Origin of the sequence: Marinobacter sp. EVN1, assembly GCF_000475375.1 — a bacterium.
Classification (GTDB): domain Bacteria; phylum Pseudomonadota; class Gammaproteobacteria; order Pseudomonadales; family Oleiphilaceae; genus Marinobacter; species Marinobacter nauticus.
On sequence record NZ_AXCB01000045.1, the window covers coordinates 329,567 to 348,876 of the forward strand.

Below are 19,310 nucleotides of genomic sequence, written 5' to 3' on the forward strand. Positions count from 1 at the left end.
AGTGAATACCGAGCGCGTGGATACTGACCTGATCATTGCCGGTGGCGGCCTGGCCGGGGCCACTCTGGCCCTGGCCCTGGCGCGCCTGGTGCCGGAACTGAAGGTAACGGTAGTTGAGGCGTTTCCGCTGTCACCAGAGGCGTTGCCGGAGGATTACCAGCCCAGCTATGACAGCCGGTCGACGGCACTGGCCTGGGGCTCCCGCCTGATCTTTGATCAGTTGGGGCTGTGGCGGCAGTTGTCTGAGCACGCCACCCCGATCCGCCACATTCATGTCTCTGACCGGGGTCGTTTTGGCGCTACCCGTCTGCATGCCAACGAACACGGTCAGGATGCCCTGGGTTATGTGGCAGACAACCGCTGGATGGGCCTGTGTCTGATGCGGGCTTTGCTGGACACCAGGGTAAGTTGGCAGGCGCCGGCTCAGGTGGAAGGCATGAAGCCCGTGGCTGGCGGTGTCCGGGTGGCCATCCGCAAGGATGGCGCACAGAAGGAACTGACCGCGCGTTGTCTGGTGATCGCCGATGGCGGGCGTTCCGGGCTGCGGGAGAAGCTGGGCTTTGTAACCCGCACCGAAGCCTATGGTCAGAACGCGCTGATAGCCAATGTCTCCACCAGCGACAGCCACCAGTTTACGGCTTATGAACGTTTTACTGAGGCCGGTCCCATGGCTTTGCTGCCCCATGGTTCCCCGAAGCGGCCGGGGCATCAATCGGCCCTGGTCTGGACCCTGGAAGACGAGGCTCTGGCCGAGATCCTGTCACTGTCGGATGAACAGAAATGTCAGAAACTGCAGGAACGGTTCGGTTGGCGTCTTGGGCGTTTTAGCCACATTGGCCAGTGCCATCATTATCCCCTGAACCTGACTACGGTAGATGAACCCGCCCGCCCGGGGGTTGTGCTGGTTGGTAATGCCGCTCATGCCCTGCACCCGGTGGCTGGCCAGGGCTTTAACCTGGCACTCAGGGGATTGATGACCCTGGTGGAACAGTTTCGTCGGGCGGTTGATGAAGGGATTTCTATTGGTGAACTTTCGGTACTGGGGCGTTACCAACAACTGCATCGGCAGGACTGGCAGCAGACGGTGCAGTTCTCCGATTCCCTGATCCGGATATTTGGGCAGCCGCTGGCGCCCGTTGCCGCCGCCCGGGATGCAGGGCTGGTGGGGCTGGATCTGTTGCCGGGGGCCAAACGCTGGTTCGCCCGCAAAGCCATGGGCACCGGTGGGCGCAAGCTGCTGGTAGGTTCCGGAGTGTCATCTTTCGAGGCGGAAAAACATGACAGGTGAGTCGGTGGGTGCGGCGTGTTTTGACATTCTGGTGGTTGGTGGCGGAATGGTCGGCTCGGCCCTGGCTCTGGGGTTGTCGCGGCAAGGCTGGAACACCGGACTGGTGGAAGGAGCCCGGGTTCAGGATCTGTTGGCCCCGGGAGAGACCGCCAGTCATACCGATGACTTCGAGCCCCGGGTCAGCGCCATCTCCCTGGCCAGTGAGCAGCTGCTGGAGCGTCTACGGGCCTGGCGCCATATCCAGGCCGGCAGGCATTGCGGCTATCGCGGCATGACGGTCTGGGATGCCGACGGCACCGGGCGAATTCACTTCGATGCGGCTGAACTCCATGCTGATACCCTGGGTACCATTGTTGAGAACCGGTCGATTGTCCGCGCTTTGTTTACCGAGCTAGCGGACAGTAACGTTACGGTGATGGATGGTGTGCGTGTGCAGGGCTGGAGTGCTGGAGCCGGCATCCAGTTGGACGATGGCCGAACGCTGTCCGCCAAACTGGTGGTCGGGGCCGATGGTGCCCAGTCGCGGCTGCGCCAGTGGTCGGGACTGGCTACCCGGGAATGGGATTACGATCAGCAAGCCATTGTGTGCACCGTCCGTACCCGGCAGCCGCACCAGTACACTGCGTGGCAGCGTTTTTCGCCCACCGGGCCGCTGGCGTTTTTGCCGTTGTTGACGGAGTCTGGAGACGAGCACTATTGCTCTATCGTCTGGTCACAGGATACGGCGGAAGCCCGCCGCCTGATGGCGTTGGAGACCGAGCAATTCCGGTTGGAGCTGGAGCGGGCGATTGAGCAGCAGCTCGGGGTTATCGAATCCGTTTCGCGCCGCTTTGCGTTTCCGCTGCGTCAGCGTCATGCCAAGGAGTATGTTGCCGACGGCCTGGCACTGGTTGGCGATGCTGCCCACACCATTCACCCGCTCGCCGGCCAGGGTGCAAACCTCGGCTATGGCGATGTGTCAGCCCTCCTGGACGAGCTGGGGCGGGCCAAAGAGCTCGCACTTTCGCCGGCAGACCAGACCGTATTGGCTCGTTATCAGCGCCGCCGTAAAGGCGAGAACCTGGCGATGATGGCGGCCATGGAGGGCTTCAAGCAGTTGTTTGCCCGGGATGAGCTGGCCATCCGGTGGTTGCGCAATACCGGTATGCGCTGGCTGGACAACCTGGCGCCGCTGAAGAACCGCATTGCCGCCGAGGCTATGGGTATAAAACGCTAACGGTTGTCCATTCTGAGTCGCCGGAACTGTTTTCCGGCGGCCTGTTTTCGTAAACTCCTCGCCTTCGTGTTCAATTTGCAAAGGAACTGTCTATGGCCGGCTCCAGCCTGCTCGTATTACTTGATGACATTGCTGCCGTACTGGATGACGTGGCGGTGATGACCAAAGCTGCTACCAAGAAAACCGCCGGTGTGCTGGGCGATGACCTGGCGTTGAATGCGCAGCAGGTCACCGGTGTTCGACCTGCCCGGGAAATCCCGGTGGTGTGGGCGGTCGCCAAGGGTTCGCTTATTAACAAGGCCATTCTGGTGCCGGCGGCACTGGCCATCAGCTTTTTTGTACCCTGGCTCATTACCCCGCTGTTGATGCTCGGTGGTGCCTTCCTTTGCTTTGAGGGGGCCGAGAAGCTGGTTCACAGGTTCCTGCACAAAGAGCAGGAAGAAAAGCACCGGCAAGAGCTGCGGGAGGCTCTGAAAAAGCCGGATGTGGACCTTAAAGCGGTTGAGAAAGACAAGATCAAGGGCGCTGTCAGGACCGACTTTATTCTCTCCGCCGAAATCATCGCCATCACGTTAGGAACCGTGGCCGACAAGAACTTCGGAATGCAGTTTGCGGTGCTGACCGTCGTGGCGTTGATGGTGACCGTCGGTGTGTATGGGCTGGTGGCGGGTATTGTGAAGCTGGACGACGCCGGCCTTTACCTGAGCCAGAAAGCCAGTGCCTTCGCCCAGAAGCTGGGGCAGGGCATTCTGTGGCTGGCGCCCTGGATGATGAAAACCCTGTCGGTACTGGGCACCATTGCAATGTTCCTGGTGGGCGGAGGTATTCTGACCCATGGTATACCGGCGGTGTACGGGGCCATTCACCATGTGGCCGGAATGATTTCTTCAGTGCCGGAAGTGCTGGTCACCACGGTCGGGGATGGCCTGTTTGGCCTGCTGGCCGGTGCTATTCTGGTTCTTGTTATTACGCCCGTTGCGAAGCTTTGGGAACGCCGGGCGGCGTAATCTATGGCGGAGCCGGCCCGATCACAGGCAGGCGTCAAACAGCCGGCTGATCAGCACCGGCACAGCGGTTTCAACCCGAAGAATCCTCGGGCCCAGATGCACGCTCTGGCAGCCGGCTTCCTCCAGCTTGCCGACTTCGTAATCGGTAAAGCCCCCTTCCGGACCAATGCACAGGGCGGCCGGCTCATTGAGGTGGGTGGGGCAGGGCGCCGCCATGCCCGGATGCGCCACCAGTGCCCGTTTGCCCTCTAGCAGTGTCGGTAGTTCATCCTCCACAAAGGGTTTAAACAGCTTGCGGATATGGACCTGAGGCATCAAAGTGTCTTTGGCCTGTTCAAGGCCCAGGGTCAGGTTCTCTCTCAGATGATCCTCGGTTAGCCAGGGCGTTTGCCAGAAACTCTTTTCCACCTTGTAGCTGTTGATCAGCCAGAGATCCTTCACACCCAGAGAGGCGCAGGTCTGCAGTACCCGCCGGAACATCTTGGGCCGGGGCATGGCCAGTATCAGCGTGAGCGGTAAGGGGGCAGGGGGTTGCTGATCCAGGGTTACCAGCAATTCGGCCTCGGTCTCTGTCATTGACAGCACTTCAGCATGGCCCATCAGGCCGTTTACCCGGCCAGCCGGTATGCGATGGCCGGTGCCGGCTTTGAGCACCGTTTTCAGGTGATCCAGCCGACGACCGCGGAGACGCACCCGGTCCGGGGCGACGAAGTCTTCCTCAAACAGCAGGGCCAGATTCATCAGGCTTCGGGCTCTTCTCCGTCGGCCTCTTCCCGTTCCCGGTAGGCGAGGCGACCAAAGATGATGCCGAACTCGAACAGAATCCACATGGGCACGGCCAGGAGCGTTTGGGAGATGATATCTGGTGGGGTCAGCAGCATGCCGATGATGAAACAGGCCACGACCACATAGGGGCGCTTGGCGGCCAGGTCTTGCGGCGTGGTGGCGCCGGTCAGAATCAGCAGTACCGTCGCAATGGGGATTTCAAACGCAATGCCGAAGGCAAAGAACATCTTGAGCACGAAGTTCAGATAACTGCTGATGTCAGGCAGTTCGACAATGCCCTCCGGGCCGATGGCGGTAAAGAAACCGAACACCAGCGGAAAGACCACGAAATAGGCGAAAGCCGCGCCAGCGTAGAACAACAGCACGGAAGTAAACAACAGCGGGAAGGCCAGGCGCTTTTCATGGGCATAGAGCCCGGGCGCCACAAAACTCCAGAGCTGGTAGAGAATGATCGGAATGGCGACAAATACCGCCAGAACCAGCGCCAGCTTCAGGGGCGCAAAGAAAGGCGAGGTGATGTCGGTGGCGATCATGGTCTGGCCGACCGGCAAAAGTTCGCGCAACGGCTGGGATAACAGCAGGTAGAGCTCGTTGGCAAATGGATAGATGACGGCGAAACAGATAATCACCGCCAACACCATTTTCAGTAGCCGGTTGCGTAGCTCGAGCAAATGCTCGATCAGGGGCATTTCCTGCTGTTCAGACGATGTCTGCTGGCCGTCTTGGGTGGCGCTCATGAATGCTTGTCCGAGGGGATGGTCGGTGAGGATTCACTGGGTTGATCGCTGGCCGCCGTCTCATCCCTGACGGGTTCATGCGGAGGTTCGGGCTGTTCGCCCGCCTCCGGAGACGGGGGCGTAACCCGCCGGGTTGCCGGTGCCGGCCTGGGCTTGCGGGTCTGATCGTCCGGCAGGATCATGTGCTCGTACTTTTTCGCCTCATCCAGGGCGCCGCGCACGGTCTTCTCCACATCGTCCAGGCCCACATCACCCGCCTTGCGCAGCTCCTCCCGGAGTTCTTCGGCCTTCAACTGCCGGTCCAGTTCACTGGTGAACTGGCTGACCATGCGCCGGGCGCCACCGATCCAGCGGCCAGCCGCCCGCGCCGCCGTCGGCAAACGCTCCGGGCCCAGCACGAGCAATGCAATCACGCCGCAGATCAGCAGCTCTAGAAAGCCGATGTCGAACATTCAGGGGGTGCTCAGCCTTGCTTTTCTTTGGGCTTGTCTTCCGCCTGGGCTTGTTGCTCGGCGTTCTGTTTTTCCAGCGGTTGCTGTTCGGCGTTCTTCTCTTCCTCGTCGCTCATGGATTTTTTGAATCCACGGATGGCGCCGCCGAGATCGCTGCCGATGTTCCGGAGTTTCTTGGTTCCGAATAACAGGATGACGATGCCAAGTACGATAAGAAGTTGCCAGATGCTGATACCCATGAGGGTTCCTCGTTCAAATGTTGCTGTTGCATGACATTGTACGCCAACCGCTACCCCTTGCGGAAATACCCCTTGGGGGTACTCCTTTACGGATTCCGGGAGGCTTTTTCTTCCAGGCCTGACAGGTCGAAGCGACTGGCCAGTTCATCCAGAACATCCTTCGGCCCCAGGCCTAACCGTGACAGCATCACCAGGCTGTGAAACCAGAGGTCGGCCGTCTCGTACACCAGGTCCCGGGTTTCGCCGGAATGCTCTGCATCCTTGGCGGCCAGCAGCGTCTCGGTGCACTCTTCGCCCACCTTCTCCAGTATCTTGTTCAGCCCCTTGGCATGCAGGCTGGCGACGTAGGACGTGTCGGGATCCGCGTCTTTGCGGGCTTCCAGTACCTGTGCCAGTCGTTCCAGTACATCACTCACGGTGTCTGCTCCTCAGTTGCTGCCGTAGATGGTATTCGGGTCTTTGAGAACCGGATCGGCGCTCACCCACTGACCATCTTTCAGGGTTCGGTAAAAACAGCTTCGCCGGCCAGTATGGCAGGCAATGCCGCCTTTTTGTTCCACTTTCAGCAGCACCACATCGGCATCGCAATCGAGCCTGATATCCCGGAGCACCTGCTGGTGCCCGGAGCTCTCGCCCTTGCGCCAGAGTTTGCCACGGGAACGGGACCAGTAAACCGCCTGACCTTCCTCAACCGTGAGCCGGAGAGATTCCCGGTTCATCCAGGCCATCATCAGGATATCGCCATTATTGGCGTCCTGGGCAATGGCCGGCACCAGGCCGTCTTCTGTCCATTGGATCTCGTCGAGCCAGTCAGGCTGTACGACGTTAGCGGGAGAATCTTGCATTTTTATGAATCCTGAATCTTTGATGGTTCAGCGACTGCCCCGGAGCATGACGCCTGCCGCTCCGGCAAGCAAGACCCAGCTCCAGACCGGCAGATCGGCCAGCCACTGCCCGGCGTGGGGCTGGCTGCCCACCAGAGCCGCGCCTGCCAGAACCAGGGCGATGAAGCCCCGGCGCCAACGGCGTTCGCTGCGCATTTGCTGCTCTTTCATCAGCGCCAGGGTTGCCCGGTTTTGCGATTCGGTGGGGCCGCTGGAGCGTATCTGTAGTAGTGCGTCGTGAACCAACTGGGGCATCTCTGGCGATTGTTCGAGCCATGATGGCAGGTGGTTCTGCAGAGACTTGATCAGGCCGGATGGACCGATGCGTTTACGCATCCAGTCTTCCAGAAACGGCTGGGCGGTACTCCACAGATCCAGGTCTGGATAGAGCTGGCGGCCAAGGCCTTCGACATTGAGTAGGGTTTTCTGTAACAGCACAAGTTGTGGCTGCACTTCCATGTTGAAGCGCCGAGCGGTCTGGAACAGGCGTAACAGGAAGTGACCAAAGGAAATATCCTTCAGGGGGCGCTCGAAGATGGGTTCGCACACCGTCCGAATGGCGGCCTCAAACTCGTTGACGCGGGTTTCCGGCGGCACCCAGCCAGACTGGATGTGCAGTTGTGCTACCTGGCGGTAATCCCGGCGGAAGAAGGCCAACAGGTTACGGGCGAGATAGCTCTGGTCGTCGGGGGCCAGAGTGCCGACGATACCGAAGTCGATGGCAATGTACTTCGGGTCGGCGGGATTGCTGACATCGACAAAGATATTGCCCGGATGCATGTCAGCATGGAAAAAGCTGTCACGGAATACCTGGGTAAAGAAGATCTCCACCCCTTTTTCCGCCAGTACCTTCATGTTGACGCCCGCCTTTTCAAGGGCGGGTACATCGGCAATGGGAATGCCATGAATGCGTTCCATCACCAGCACCGATTTGCGGGTGTAGTCCCAGTCGATAAAGGGGATGTAGATCAACGGGGAGTTCTCGAAATTCCGGCGCAACTGGCTGGCGTTGGCGGCTTCCCGTTGCAGATCCAGTTCGTCGTGGATGGTGGAGTCATAGTCTGCCACCACCTCCACGGGGTGCAGGCGCTTACCCTCAGACCAGTACTTTTCGAGCAGGCCGGCCATCAGGTACATCAGGCCCAGATCCTGGCGGATGACTTTTTCGATGCCGGGGCGCAAAACCTTGACCACCACCTTCTGGCCGTTGGGTAGGGTTGCGGCGTGCACTTGAGCCACCGACGCCGAGGCCATGGGATCTGGACTGAACTCGGCAAACAGTTCCGAGACGGGCGCAGCCAACGATTTCTCGATAATGCCTCGGGCCTGTTCACTGGGGAACGGTGGAACCCGATCCTGTAGCTGTTTCAGGGATTCGGCCATGTCATCCGGCAATAGATCCCGGCGGGTAGAGAGAATCTGTCCGAACTTAACGAAAACCGGGCCCAGCTCTTCCAGGGCCAGACGCAGGCGGTCACCCCGGCTCAGTTTTGGCTGTGGGAACAGGTGCCAGGGTGCCAGCAGAAAAAAGATTTTCAGCGGTGTGGGCAGTTCAGACAAAGGCAGAAACGTGTCCAGCCGGTAGCGGCAGAATACCCAGGCAATTCGGAACAGGCGTTGCAGGCGGGTCACAGGGTCTCCGTATTGTTATCGCTGCCGGGTGCTTGCAGTTGCTTCAGCCGAGCCTCCAGGCGTTCGGTGCGCAGGCTCAGCTCATCGATATCCTGAAATGTGGCCTCCAGCTCCCGCCGGCCGGGCAGAGTGCGGCTCTCTTCGTGGACATACTCCTCCACATTGGCGTTCATGGTGCTGAAAGCCTGGCGGCTCCACTTGACTGCCTGGCGGATGCGTTTGCCGATGAAATGGGCCGGCACATCGCCCAGGTGGTTTGCCATAGCCGCTTCCCAATCCGGTTGCAGCTGGTTCAGAGCGAGCTGCAACTGGTGGGCCAGGGCCGTGTCGCCCTCCACCGTCAGGCGTTCGTCGGCAAATACCCGGTCATCGCCCAGTGCCAGGGCGGCAAAGGCGACCGGCCGCCCGGTGATGATTAACACCGGTTGCGGATCCGGCTGACTGCGAACCTGTACCCGTTCGCCAACGCGATTCAGGGTCCAGTGCATGGTGACCGGGGCTGTAATGGTGAACTGAACCGGCCCGCCCAAGGCGCCCAGCAAGGCACGCTGGCCCGCCGGGTCCAGTGCCAGCGCCCGGTTCAGGGCGCCCTCAATAATGGCGCCTGTCGCAGACAGCAGGGTCGGGCCGGGGAACATCAGGGTTTGATTCCCACGTGCAGGGCCACGATGCCGCCGGTCATGTTGTAGTACTTGCAGTTCACCAGGCCGGCAGTTTCCATCATGCCCTTCAGGGTTTCCTGATCCGGATGCATGCGGATGGACTCGGCCAGGTACTTATAGCTCTCGCTGTCCCCGGCAATCAGCTGGCCCATCAGGGGCAGGGCGGTGAAGGAATACGTGTCGTAGGCCTTGCTCAGCAGCGGGTTGGTGGGCTTGGAGAATTCCAGCACCATCAGCTTGCCGCCCGGCTTAAGTACCCGGGCCATATCCCGCAGGGCCTGATCCTTGTCGGTCACATTGCGTAGGCCGAAAGCAATAGACACCGCCTGGAAACTGTTGTCCGGGAACGGCAGGTGTTCGGCATCGGCCTGTACGTATTCGATGTTGCCGGCGTAACCCCGGTCGGTCAGGCGGCTGCGACCCACCTGCAGCATGGAGGCATTGATATCGGCCAGCACCACTTTGCCGGACGGGCCCACCAGATCGGAAAACTTCATGGTCAGGTCGCCGGTACCGCCGGCAATGTCCAACACCTGATGGCCCGGGCGTACGCCGCTCAATTCAATAGTAAAGCGCTTCCACAGGCGATGAATGCCCATGGACATCAGGTCGTTCATGAGGTCGTACTTGCCGGCGACACTGTGGAAAACCTGGGCCACCTGACCGGCCTTCTGGCTTTTCGGCACATTGCGAAAGCCGAAGTGGGTAACGTCGTCCTGGCCGTTGCCTTGGGTGCCCGGTGCTTGCTGCTCGCTCATGGAAGTTGGTCCTGTCAGAATCTAAGCCCTGTATTCTAACCTTTGAGGGGTTGGCTACAAGTTTATTGCCGGCTTACACTGTAAAACCGTTTCCAACTCACTGAGAAAACTGATTCATGTCTGTTATCGATATCCATCGCGCCCATTCCCTGGATAAGGAGCACGCCCGCGAGGCGGCCGAAACCCTGGCCAAGGATTTGTCCAAACAATTCGATGTCAATTACCAGTGGGAAGGCGATCTGCTGAAGTTCAAACGCAGCGGTGTCAAAGGGCAGCTGGATATTTCCGAGAACGACCTGCATATCCGGCTGGAGCTGGGGTTGATGCTGCGGCCGTTCAAGTCCCGCATTGAGCAGGAGATTCACTCCCAGCTGGACCAGATCATCCAGGCCTGAACCCCGCTACAGGTCACCCGGCAGGCAGAAAGGGGTCGGGTGGCCCGCCAGAATGTTGTCCATCACTCGTTGTTCCCGGCTGAGCAGGCGATCAATCAGCAGGTCGACCCGATCCATTTTTCGAAAGGCGCTGTAACCCCGGTGCAGAAAGCTGTGCAGATCACCCAGGTCGGCCATCTCGGCCGGACCGCGGGTCATGGACAGTAGCCAACCGAGGGTGCGGTTGCGAACGTAGCGATCCAGTTCCTGTCCGGTTTCCGCTACCAGAGCCAGTTGTCGCTCGCGAATTGCAAGCTGTTTGCTGGCGCGATAAGCCTCGCAGTAACGCTCATCAACAAGACCTGTTGCCGAAAAGCCCTGCTGCGCCAGTATCTCTGCCAGCTCAAGATCGAGGCTCTGGGTAATCAGGTTGAGCTCGACCAGGCCGGCAAAGGTGGCCAGCAGGTGGTCGGGAAGCCATTTCACCATTTTCGGGAACACCCGGTCGATGTTGTCATCACGGCGGGTCATGCCGGCAGGGGCATAGAGGTCGGTCAGCAGAAATTCCAGGCCGGTGTGGTAGCCCGGGTGACGGTATAAATCCTGGTGCGTATTTTTCAGCCGCTCTGCCTGCCAGTCTGCCACTTGGTGGGCCTCGTCCCGCAGGGGGTGCCCGGCCTTGTGTTGGCGGAAATCGTGGTATTCCAGCAGCAGGCGTTTCAGGCGGTGGGCGTTCTCCGTGTGCACATCCGTGGCAACCAGCCGCTCACGATACATTAAAGGCTCCAATCAACCGGGCAGAAAAGCGCCAGTTTAACGAAGCCTTGGGTGTGACGCACCTGCCCGTTTGCGTTGAATTCAGCCTTGGGCCGCAGCCTCGAGGGTTTCCAGGCCCGGCACCCATTCCTTGCTGTCCAGCGTGATGAAGTGGCTGGGGGCTTCGGTTTCGACAATGCGCATGGTGGTGGGGCTGGTGCGAGCGCTGGCCAGCATGGCCTGGCGATCCAGTATTCGGTCGGTGGCCGGTATCAGGAAAGTCCCATGGCGCACATGGCGATACACCGAGGTGTCGGTACGCGCCATCCACTCCATGATGTTCTCGATGTTGCGAACAATGGTCAGGTGGTCTTTGGTGGCGTAGAACAGTTTGCTCAACAATTGGCGTTTGCGCGGATTCATCTTGCCAAAGAAGGTCTGACCATAGGCCGACTGGGGGGCGCTGTTGATCAGACGAATCAACCAGGGCCACATGCCATGGCTGACCGGCTCCAGCAATGTGGTTACCAGCGCATGCAGTTTGCCCTGGGGTAAAACCGGCGCTTCCAGTACCACTTCCACGTTTTCGTAAAGCTCCGGCCACTGCCGGATGGCCTCCAGAATAACCGCGCCACCCCGGGAGTGGCCATGGATCCGGATATTCTCGGTGCTGGGCAGGTTCTGCAACGACTGATTCAGGATACAGGCATCGTATTCGATGGTGCCTTCCAGGTGCTTGATGGGCACTTCCCAGGCCGGATTCTCAGGTGTCACACCGTTCACCGGGATGTGATAGTTGCTGCAGGTGAGCAGAATCAGTTCTGTGGTGGGGCCATCGTAGGCCTGGGTGAAGTAACAGTGATTTTCAAGAAAACCATGTACGCCAATCACGGTGTGCGCTGCTGTGCCACTGTGATTTCGAACAGACACCGCACCCCGGCCCACGCGGTAAACCCGGCCGGAGAACATTTCGGAATAGGCGCTTTCGATCGGTTTGATCAGCTTGCGAACATGACTGGCTTTCATGATTCTTCTCCCTCCGGCCGCTTTTCGTTGTGTTATTGGTTTTGCTGAGCCGGTATGACATTTGTACCGTGAATGCCGAACGGGTTTAGTGGCGCCAGTGCCTTAAAAAATGGTGTGTTGAGGCCAATTGGCCGATCCGGGACACGGTTTTACAACCATCGCACCGGACCATATAACCAGTATAGGACTGAACAGTTACTCACGTGTAATTTTTTGTAACTGTGCGCATGGTATCCGAGGATGGAGCCGGTATCCGGACTCTGGCACAATGCCGGATTGGTTTTCTTTCATACAGGCACGCTATTGATCGGGGATAATCGGGTTTGAGCCAGGAGCAATCGCATCTCATGCTGCCTTCGGATTCAGCCTGGCTGGCTCTGGAACGGCCCGAAAACCCGATGACCATCACCATTATGCTGAGGGTCGACGGGCTGACGCCGACCCGTTTCCGGGAGTTTCTGGAGGTATACTGGCTGGCCTGGGAGCGGTTCCGTTGCCGCCCGGTATGGCGTGCGCCCGCCTGGTATTGGGAAAAAGACCTGACCTTCTCCGCGCCCCAGCATCTTGACGTGGCGCTGGACCGGTTCGAGCCGGAACAGTTGCAGGACTGGGTCTCGGAGCGCCTGAACGAGCCCTTACCGCTGTATCGTCCACGCTGGAAATTCTGGTTGGCCCCCAACGCCAGGGGCGGTGCGGCATTGTTGCTTCGTCTGCACCATTGTTATGCCGACGGTCTGTCATTATTGGGCATATTTGATCATCTGTGTCCGCCTTCACCGCGTCAGTATCCCGCTATCTATGGTGCACCAGAGGAGCCGCGTGCCGGCCGCTGGATGAACGCAGCGCAGACCTGGCTGGAAGGCCGGATTACAGAACTGATGCCAGTGCCCGGGCCCCGGGAAGCCCCCGGAGCTACTCAGAAGCAGGGCGAGAGCGGAGTTCTGGGCAAGGGGGTTCGGCTTGTACACGAACTCAGTGAGTTTCTGGCGACACCGGAGGACTCTCCGTCTGACCTTAAGCGTCCATTACTGGGGCGGCGCCTTTGTCGGTGGTCGACGCCGGTTCCTCTGGCCCGCTTCCGGGAGATCGCCAGGCTTACCAGCACCACCATCAATGATGTCTTGCTTGCCTGCGTGGCCGCTGCGGTCAGACCGCGCCTTGGCCTGTGCGAAGAGGCCCTCGACGAAGCGGTGATGCATGCGGCTGTGCCTGTGGATATCCGGGCGCGTTTACCGGAAGGCATTCGGCCGGGCGTGCTGGAACCGGGTAATTGTTTCGGCACGGTGTTTGTTCCCCTGCCTGTCGATGGTGAAAGTGCTCTGGAACGATTGTTCCGGATCAAGCATGAAACCCGGAAGCTGAAACGAAGCTGGCAACCGGGCCTCGCGTGGGGGCTGACCGCCTCGGCTGCGCTTCTGCCCGAGCCCGGACGTCGTCCTCTGGCCGATCTGTTTTTCAGGAAGGCTTCGGCCGTGGTCTCGAACGTTCCCGGCACGCCAGAGCGTCGTTACCTCGCTGGTTGCGCCATCACGGAACAGATGTTCTGGGTACCCCAGGCGGGCGATATTGGCCTGGGCGTAAGCATCGTCAGCTATGCTGGCCAGGTGCAATTCGGTGTGGTCGCGGATGAAGCCCTCATGGCCGATCCCGCAGATTTCCTCCATGACTGCCTGCAGGAACTCGGACATTTTCCGAGCCAGTCTTAGTCCTAAAGTCCGATCTCTGATGCCTCCTAAATGAGCAGGGAATCTGCTCTCACGACCAATACTCCCCTTCCGGTCATTCACTGACCATGAACCTCAGGCGCCTTATCGCGCCATGGAGCCGGTGCTGATGCCGGCTCTTTCATCCCAGATTTCGAACAATAAACCGGGGGAAGTATGAACAACAACAAACTGAAACAGTCGGGGTTGGCCATTGCCGTGGCTGCGATGATGGGGGCCAGCGCCAGTGCCCAGGCAGCGGTTGAAGTATACAGTCAGGACGGAACCAGTTTTTCGGTGGATGGCTACTTCAACGCGTTTTACGTGAACCGTGACGACAGCGTCAACGATGTTCGTAATTCTGACGTCAAGATGGGTTTCCTGCCTAACACCATCGGATTCAACTTCAGCAAGGACATGGGCGAACTTACGCTGGGTGGTCGTTCTTCATTCTGGACCACCATCAACGACAGCCTCCAGTCGCCTACGGATACCAGCATTGATGTCCGACAGCTGTATGCCACAGTGGACGGAAGCTTTGGTCAGGTGCTGATCGGGAAAGATTTCGGGTTGTATGCCCGATCCAACATCTTCCTGGACGAGTTGCTGATGGGCTTTGGATCACCGGGTGCGGCCACCGGGGTCTCTTTTGGCAACATCCGCACAGGGTATCCGTACCCGAATCCCTCTGCGCAGATTACCTATCGCTCGCCAGATATGTCAGGCCTGAACGTGGCTGTGGGTATTTTCGAGCCGGCCAATACAACGCCCGGCGCTGAGTCCGAGCAATCCGCTCCGCGGCTTGAAGCAGAGTTGACCTACGCGACGGAGCTGCAGGGCGTCTCGCTGACAGGCTGGCTCAATGGGCGTCATCAAAGCTCAGAGAATGCCACCACAGAGATCGACAGTCAGGGTATTGGCTACGGGGTCAAGGCCTCGATGGCCGGTCTTTCCCTGACCGCCTCCGGCTTTACTTCCGAGGGAGATGTTCCGGTTCTGATCACCGATGCGGCCCTCGCCTCAGAAGAGGATGCGGATGGTTATCTGATTCAGGGTTCCTACACCCTTGGGGCAAACCGGTTCGTGTTGTCGTACGGGGAAACGGACTCTGACCAGGGAGACTTTGAAACCGAGAACACCTCCGTTGCCGTGTTTCATGATGTGAACAGCAACTTCAAACTCGTTGCGGAATACAACATGTTTGAGCAGGACGTGAAATCTTCGGGCGCTGAAGTGGCGGATACAGACACCCTCGCCATTGGCGCGATTGTCATGTTCTGATCCCACCCCGATGCCACTGCAGGACCAGGGTGCTTTCCGGTCCTGCAGTGGCTGTCTCAGACTAAAGTGCCGGTTTCTTGCGGCAAAAATCGCGCATCATCGCTGGCCATTGATTCGGGAGTTTTATAATCAATGAGTTACGCCGAATTCGGAACGCCGATAAAAAGCACCGAAGTCGAATTTTCCTCTACCAGCATCGGCGTAGAATCGGCAGGGATGTCGAAGCTTCCGAGAGCTGTTTCCATGAATCCAGATGCGTCCGCAGTAGCGGTCCGGGTTGCCAGTGCCACCGTCCGAGACCCGGAACTGGCCGCGGCCGAACTCGCCCGGCAATTGCAGCACGAGCATCTGGGTTGTGTTCTGTTCTTCTGTTCGGTGGAGTTCGATCTGGAAAAACTGGGGCCAGCGCTGCAGGCTGCCTTTCCGCAAACCCGGATTTACGGCTGTACCTCGGCCGGGGAGATTACCGAACAGGGATACGGACGCGGGTGCATCAGTGCTTTGGGGTTCGATGCCCGTTTTTTCGCGATTGACTGCGCCCTGATCAGTGAGCTGGAGCGTTTCACTTTGCAGGATGCCCAGCAGGTGATTGACGGTTTGCTGTCCACCTGTCGGGAGGCCCGGCTTGCGCCGGTGAAAGGCAACACCTTCGCGATAACGATGCTGGATGGCCTTTCGAGCCGGGAGGAGTTGGTGCTGGCTACCCTGAATGCCGCGTTGGGTACCATTCCTCAGTTCGGCGGCTCTGCCGGGGACGATGAGCGCCTGGCTGATACCCATGTATTCTTTGATGGCCGCTTCCACAGCGCTGCGGCCACCGTGATGCTGGTTAATACGCCTCTTGATTTCCGGGTGTTCTCAACACATCACATGCAGGCTCAGGATGAAAAGCTGGTGGTGACGATGGCCTGTCCCGAAAGCCGCACCGTTTATGAGCTGAATGCTGAACCCGCCGCCGAAGTTTATGCCCGGACGGTAGGTGTGCCGCTGGCAGAGCTGGATCGAGGTGTGTTTGCCCTTCATCCTCTCGGCGTTCGGGTCGGGGGTAACCATTTTGTCCGCTCCATCCAGAGGGTAAACCCTGATGGCAGCCTCACCTTCTACTGCGCAGTTGAAACCGGCATTGTGATGGTGGCGATGAATCCCGGGTCGTTATTGGAGAGCGTTCGGACTCAGATTGAAGCGTCTGAGCGAGTGGTGGGTAAACCTCTGGTCACTCTGGCCTGCGACTGCTTCCTGCGGAGACTGGAGGCCGAGCTGACCGGGCAACTGGATGCGGTTTCCGAATTCCTGACCGAGCACCGGGTGGTGGGCTTTAACACCTACGGTGAGCAGTTCAATGGCATGCACATCAATCAGACCTTCACGGGGGTGGTCATTGGCCAGCCTGAATGCAGTATCGAGTGACTCCACTCTGCACTCATCGTCCGAGAAAGACGCCAGAATTGCACAACTGGAGGATGAGAATCGTCGGCTCCGAAGCATTCGCGACGCATTGATTGACCGCGTGGAGTCCGGTGCCAGCCACAAGCCAGCACCCTACGCAGCGTTTGAGCACTCGGTTATTCTCGCCGAGCAGGTCCGTGAACGGACCGAGGCGCTGAATCTCGCCATGGAAGAACTCAAGGTCAGCAACAAGGCGTTGAACCGCGCAAGGGAGGAAGCGGAGACCTCCCGGCAGCGCCTGAGCGATGCCATTGAGAGTATTGCGGACGGCTTTGTGCTGTTCGATCGGGAACACCGCCTGATTCAGACCAACAGCCGTTTTCGGAGTTACTGGCGGCACGCTGGTGTGCCTGTCCCGGTGCCAGGTACCCATATTCAGGCGGTGAAAAGGTTGGCGCTGAGCTCGGGGTTGATTGTTGAGGAGCACAGTCACGAGGAGGCCGAGGGCACCGTTTTTCTGTTATCCAACGGCCGCTGGGTTCAAATGACTGAGCGCTCTACCCGGGAGGGCGGCCAGGTTGTGCTCTACTCGGACATTACGGACGTCAAGAACAGTGAGATGGCACGGCGGATCAAGGCGCTGGAAGAGAGTGAGCGCTGGATTCGAGTCGTCACGGATCATGTGCCGGCGCTGATTGCCTATGTCGGCGCGGATCTGACGGTCCAGTTCTGTAACAAGGTCTATCAGTCCTGGTACGGCCGCAACGGCGTTTCGCCGTTGGGTAAACACCTGGAAGAGGTGCACTCCGAAGATTTTTACCAGCGTCTGCTGCCTCAGATACTGGAAGTCCTGGACGGCCATAGCGTTAACTTTGAGTTTGAAGAAACCGGCGAGCACGGTGACCAGCGTTATATGCTGCGATCCTACGTGCCGAATCGCGATGAGACCGGTGAAGTAACTGGTTTTTTTGTACTGATTCGCGATATCACCGAGCGTCGCAAAACGGCGATTGCGCTGGAGCGGGCCTATGACGATCTGGAACACCGGGTGCGGGAGCGCACGGCCGCACTGACCGGCCTGAACGAGCAGTTGCGCCAGGAGATATCCGAGCGTTCCGCTGCCGAGTCCAGGCTCCGAGAGGCCAAGCGTGAAGCGGAGCAGGCGAACCTGTCGAAAACCAAATTTCTGGCCGCGGTCAGTCACGATCTGTTGCAGCCTCTTAATGCGGCTCGTCTCTTCACCAGTGCTTTGCTGGAACAGAGTTTCGGGCCGAAGGCCGAAGGTCTGGTGAGATCCGTCAGTACCTCGCTCGACGATGTCGAAAACCTGTTGGGCACGTTGGTCGACATCTCCAAGCTGGACGCGGGAGTGATCACACCCGATGTGACCGCCTTTGATCTCAGAGACCTGCTCAATAATATCGCCAGGGAGTTCCGGCAAATGGCGTTGGCTGAGGGGTTACGCCTTGATTTCGTACCCTCATCAGCGATTGTTCACTCTGATTCCCAGTTGCTGGCCCGAATCCTGCGGAATTTCCTGACCAACGCCATCCGCTACACGGAACAGGGGCGAATTGTCCTCGGTTGCCGCCGTCAAGCGAACCATGTGCTCCTGCAGGTGTGGGATACCGGGGCGGGTATTCCCGGTGACAAGCTCACCGAGATCTTTCAGGAGTTCAAACGCATCCGACCGATGGGCGGCCAGGGCGATAAGGGCCTGGGGCTCGGGCTGGCGATCGTGGACAAGATTGCGCGAATGCTGGGGCATGAGGTTTCGGTCTCTTCGGAGGAGGGCCGGGGGTCAGTGTTCAGCGTCCGTGTGCCGCTCGGAAAGCTTCGGCCAGCCCCGCCGGCCCCCAGAGATACCGGGGTCGTGTCAGCAGATCATGGGCTGTCCGGTGCCCGGGTGTGGGTGATTGATAACGATCTGGCCATTTGCCAGGGTATGAAAACCCTGCTTGAAGGGTGGGATTGTCAGGTGGTTACGGCCATCTCTGCGGATGACCTGGCGGCCAAGGTCGATGTCGTCAACGCTCGGGTCGATTTAATCCTGGCGGATTATCACCTGGACAATGACGAGAATGGTGTGGATGCCGTAGCCATCATCAACCGTCAGCGCCACCGGCCAGCTCCAGTTCTGATGATCACCGCGAATTACACCAATGAACTCAAGCAACATATCAGGGAGCTCGGCTATCTGCTGATGAACAAGCCGGTGAAACCGCTCAAGCTGCGCAGTGTGCTGACTCACGTGATCCGGACCTGAGGAGCCGCTGGTTCATCCGGAAAGCGCGCCCGGCCGGCTGTCCAGGCGTCGGTTTCAGCGCTTCAGGTATTGATTGAAATCGACATCGCCTGCCGACAGGATGGCCTGGACCCGGTTGTGCACGCCGAGTTTGCGGAGTATTGCAGATACATGAGCCTTGACCGTGGTCTCGGCAATGTTCAGGTTGTAGGCGATCTGCTTGTTGGATTCGCCCTTCGCCATCCGCTCCAGTACCAGAAGCTGTCGCCGGGTAAGGGAGTTCAGCAATTCCGGCGAGATCGGGTTTTCATCGCTCCGAACCCGTCGCTGGCTGCTCTCTTTCCCGGTGCGAATGATATCGGACGGAAGATAGACGTTGCCGTTCAGGATCTGCTGGATGGCATCGGTCATCTGCGCTCGTGGTGAAGACTTGGTGATAAAGCCGCAAGCTCCGTAGGTGATGGCCTGGAGAACGACCTGTTTGTCTTCCTCCGCTGAAACGATCACGACCGGGATGGTTGGGGCCTCGTTTCTCAACGAAATCAGTCCGTTCAGGCCATGCATACCCGGCATGTTCAGATCCAGCAGAATCAGGTCGAGATCGTCGTTCTCCCGGGTTATCTCCAGGGCGCTGTCAAGATCATCGGTTTCCAGAATTTCAGTGCCGGCAAAGCCTGAGGCGATGACGCTACTGATGGCTTCGCGGAACAGAGGGTGGTCGTCAGCGATCAGGATCTTGTAGACCGGGTCCATGGGTGCGTCCGCCTGTTGTTGATCATTGTCGGGGGTAGATTCCGGATCATCATAGCGGTTTTCGGAAGAGAGTGCGGCATCGAGCTCGTTCAGCATGGCGGCCTCCTGTGGAGAGAATCGCCGGC

20 protein-coding genes are annotated in these 19,310 nt (G+C 59.0%); 8 read left to right on the plus strand and 12 right to left on the minus strand.

Annotated elements, in window-relative coordinates; translation table 11 throughout:
• The first annotated feature begins 1 nt into the window (after position 1).
• The 3 genes from ubiH to Q674_RS36245 all read left to right on the plus strand — a co-directional run bounded on the left by ubiH (position 2) and on the right by Q674_RS36245 (position 3,511).
• The gene (gene ubiH / locus Q674_RS36235; RefSeq protein WP_023009602.1) at positions 2–1,288 is read left to right on the plus strand and encodes a 2-octaprenyl-6-methoxyphenyl hydroxylase; all 1,287 of its coding nucleotides are present in this window, start codon (positions 2–4) and stop codon (positions 1,286–1,288) included.
• Positions 1,278–2,504 (plus strand): UbiH/UbiF/VisC/COQ6 family ubiquinone biosynthesis hydroxylase, encoded by a 1,227-nt coding sequence (locus Q674_RS36240; RefSeq protein WP_023009603.1) that lies wholly within the window; start codon positions 1,278–1,280, stop codon positions 2,502–2,504. Before ubiH ends, Q674_RS36240 begins: the two co-directional genes overlap by 11 nt.
• Positions 2,505–2,596: 92 nt before the next feature.
• Positions 2,597–3,511 (plus strand): DUF808 domain-containing protein, encoded by a 915-nt coding sequence (locus Q674_RS36245; protein ID WP_023009604.1) that lies wholly within the window; start codon positions 2,597–2,599, stop codon positions 3,509–3,511.
• Positions 3,512–3,532: 21 nt separating this feature from the next.
• Here the strand turns inward: Q674_RS36245 and Q674_RS36250 are convergent, their stop codons facing one another.
• The 9 genes from Q674_RS36250 to ubiE all read right to left on the minus strand — a co-directional run bounded on the left by Q674_RS36250 (position 3,533) and on the right by ubiE (position 9,661).
• Positions 3,533–4,252: a 16S rRNA (uracil(1498)-N(3))-methyltransferase gene (locus Q674_RS36250; RefSeq protein ID WP_023009605.1), complete on the minus strand. Its 720-nt coding sequence runs from the start codon at positions 4,250–4,252 to the stop codon at positions 3,533–3,535.
• Complete coding sequence (tatC, locus tag Q674_RS36255; RefSeq protein WP_023009606.1) at positions 4,252–5,034, minus strand: twin-arginine translocase subunit TatC; 783 nt, start codon at positions 5,032–5,034, stop codon at positions 4,252–4,254. The genes Q674_RS36250 and tatC overlap by 1 nt, the downstream gene beginning before the upstream one ends.
• The gene (gene tatB / locus Q674_RS36260; protein WP_023009607.1) at positions 5,031–5,486 is read right to left on the minus strand and encodes a Sec-independent protein translocase protein TatB; all 456 of its coding nucleotides are present in this window, start codon (positions 5,484–5,486) and stop codon (positions 5,031–5,033) included. The genes tatC and tatB overlap by 4 nt, the downstream gene beginning before the upstream one ends.
• 11 nt (positions 5,487–5,497) lie before the next feature.
• A complete protein-coding gene (gene tatA / locus Q674_RS36265; protein WP_011786832.1) occupies positions 5,498–5,725 on the minus strand; it encodes a Sec-independent protein translocase subunit TatA in 228 nt (75 codons plus the stop codon).
• Between the two features lie 86 nt (positions 5,726–5,811).
• Positions 5,812–6,141 carry a phosphoribosyl-ATP diphosphatase gene (locus Q674_RS36270; protein WP_011786831.1) on the minus strand — a complete coding sequence of 110 codons (330 nt, stop codon included), beginning with the start codon at positions 6,139–6,141 and terminating at the stop codon, positions 5,812–5,814.
• Positions 6,142–6,153: 12 nt separating this feature from the next.
• Positions 6,154–6,570: a phosphoribosyl-AMP cyclohydrolase gene (gene hisI / locus Q674_RS36275; RefSeq protein WP_023009608.1), complete on the minus strand. Its 417-nt coding sequence runs from the start codon at positions 6,568–6,570 to the stop codon at positions 6,154–6,156.
• A gap of 27 nt (positions 6,571–6,597) precedes the next feature.
• Complete coding sequence (gene ubiB / locus Q674_RS36280; protein WP_023009609.1) at positions 6,598–8,241, minus strand: ubiquinone biosynthesis regulatory protein kinase UbiB; 1,644 nt, start codon at positions 8,239–8,241, stop codon at positions 6,598–6,600.
• Positions 8,238–8,879 (minus strand): SCP2 domain-containing protein, encoded by a 642-nt coding sequence (locus Q674_RS36285; protein WP_023009610.1) that lies wholly within the window; start codon positions 8,877–8,879, stop codon positions 8,238–8,240. Before Q674_RS36285 ends, ubiB begins: the two co-directional genes overlap by 4 nt.
• On the minus strand, positions 8,879–9,661 hold the full coding sequence (ubiE, locus tag Q674_RS36290) for a bifunctional demethylmenaquinone methyltransferase/2-methoxy-6-polyprenyl-1,4-benzoquinol methylase UbiE (RefSeq protein WP_014422685.1): 783 nt from the start codon (positions 9,659–9,661) through the stop codon (positions 8,879–8,881). The genes Q674_RS36285 and ubiE overlap by 1 nt, the downstream gene beginning before the upstream one ends.
• A gap of 116 nt (positions 9,662–9,777) precedes the next feature.
• Between ubiE and Q674_RS36295 the strand changes: the two genes are divergently transcribed.
• On the plus strand, positions 9,778–10,056 hold the full coding sequence (locus Q674_RS36295; RefSeq protein ID WP_011786826.1) for a polyhydroxyalkanoic acid system family protein: 279 nt from the start codon (positions 9,778–9,780) through the stop codon (positions 10,054–10,056).
• A 6-nt stretch (positions 10,057–10,062) separates the two neighbouring features.
• Here Q674_RS36295 and Q674_RS36300 read toward each other — a convergent pair whose 3' ends face one another.
• Together Q674_RS36300 and Q674_RS36305 are read right to left on the minus strand one after the other, a co-directional pair.
• The gene (locus Q674_RS36300) at positions 10,063–10,812 is read right to left on the minus strand and encodes an FFLEELY motif protein (RefSeq protein ID WP_023009611.1); all 750 of its coding nucleotides are present in this window, start codon (positions 10,810–10,812) and stop codon (positions 10,063–10,065) included.
• 81 nt (positions 10,813–10,893) lie between these two features.
• Complete coding sequence (locus Q674_RS36305) at positions 10,894–11,817, minus strand: hypothetical protein (protein ID WP_011786824.1); 924 nt, start codon at positions 11,815–11,817, stop codon at positions 10,894–10,896.
• Between the two features lie 347 nt (positions 11,818–12,164).
• Between Q674_RS36305 and Q674_RS36310 the strand changes: the two genes are divergently transcribed.
• From Q674_RS36310 to Q674_RS36325, 4 genes are all read left to right on the plus strand, one after another.
• Positions 12,165–13,523, plus strand: a complete 1,359-nt coding sequence (locus Q674_RS36310) for a WS/DGAT domain-containing protein (protein WP_023009612.1) — start codon at positions 12,165–12,167, stop codon at positions 13,521–13,523.
• A 174-nt stretch (positions 13,524–13,697) separates the two neighbouring features.
• Positions 13,698–14,801 (plus strand): porin, encoded by a 1,104-nt coding sequence (locus Q674_RS36315; protein ID WP_023009613.1) that lies wholly within the window; start codon positions 13,698–13,700, stop codon positions 14,799–14,801.
• 243 nt (positions 14,802–15,044) lie between these two features.
• Positions 15,045–16,208, plus strand: coding sequence for a nitric oxide-sensing protein NosP (gene nosP / locus Q674_RS36320; RefSeq protein WP_023009614.1), 1,164 nt, complete (start codon positions 15,045–15,047; stop codon positions 16,206–16,208).
• Entirely contained in the window at positions 16,180–18,453 is a 2,274-nt protein-coding gene (locus tag Q674_RS36325) for a NahK/ErcS family hybrid sensor histidine kinase/response regulator (protein ID WP_023009615.1), read from the plus strand. The genes nosP and Q674_RS36325 overlap by 29 nt, the downstream gene beginning before the upstream one ends.
• Before the next feature lie 54 nt (positions 18,454–18,507).
• Here the strand turns inward: Q674_RS36325 and Q674_RS36330 are convergent, their stop codons facing one another.
• Positions 18,508–19,185, minus strand: a complete 678-nt coding sequence (locus Q674_RS36330) for a response regulator (RefSeq protein ID WP_031210333.1) — start codon at positions 19,183–19,185, stop codon at positions 18,508–18,510.
• Positions 19,186–19,310 lie beyond the last annotated feature (125 nt).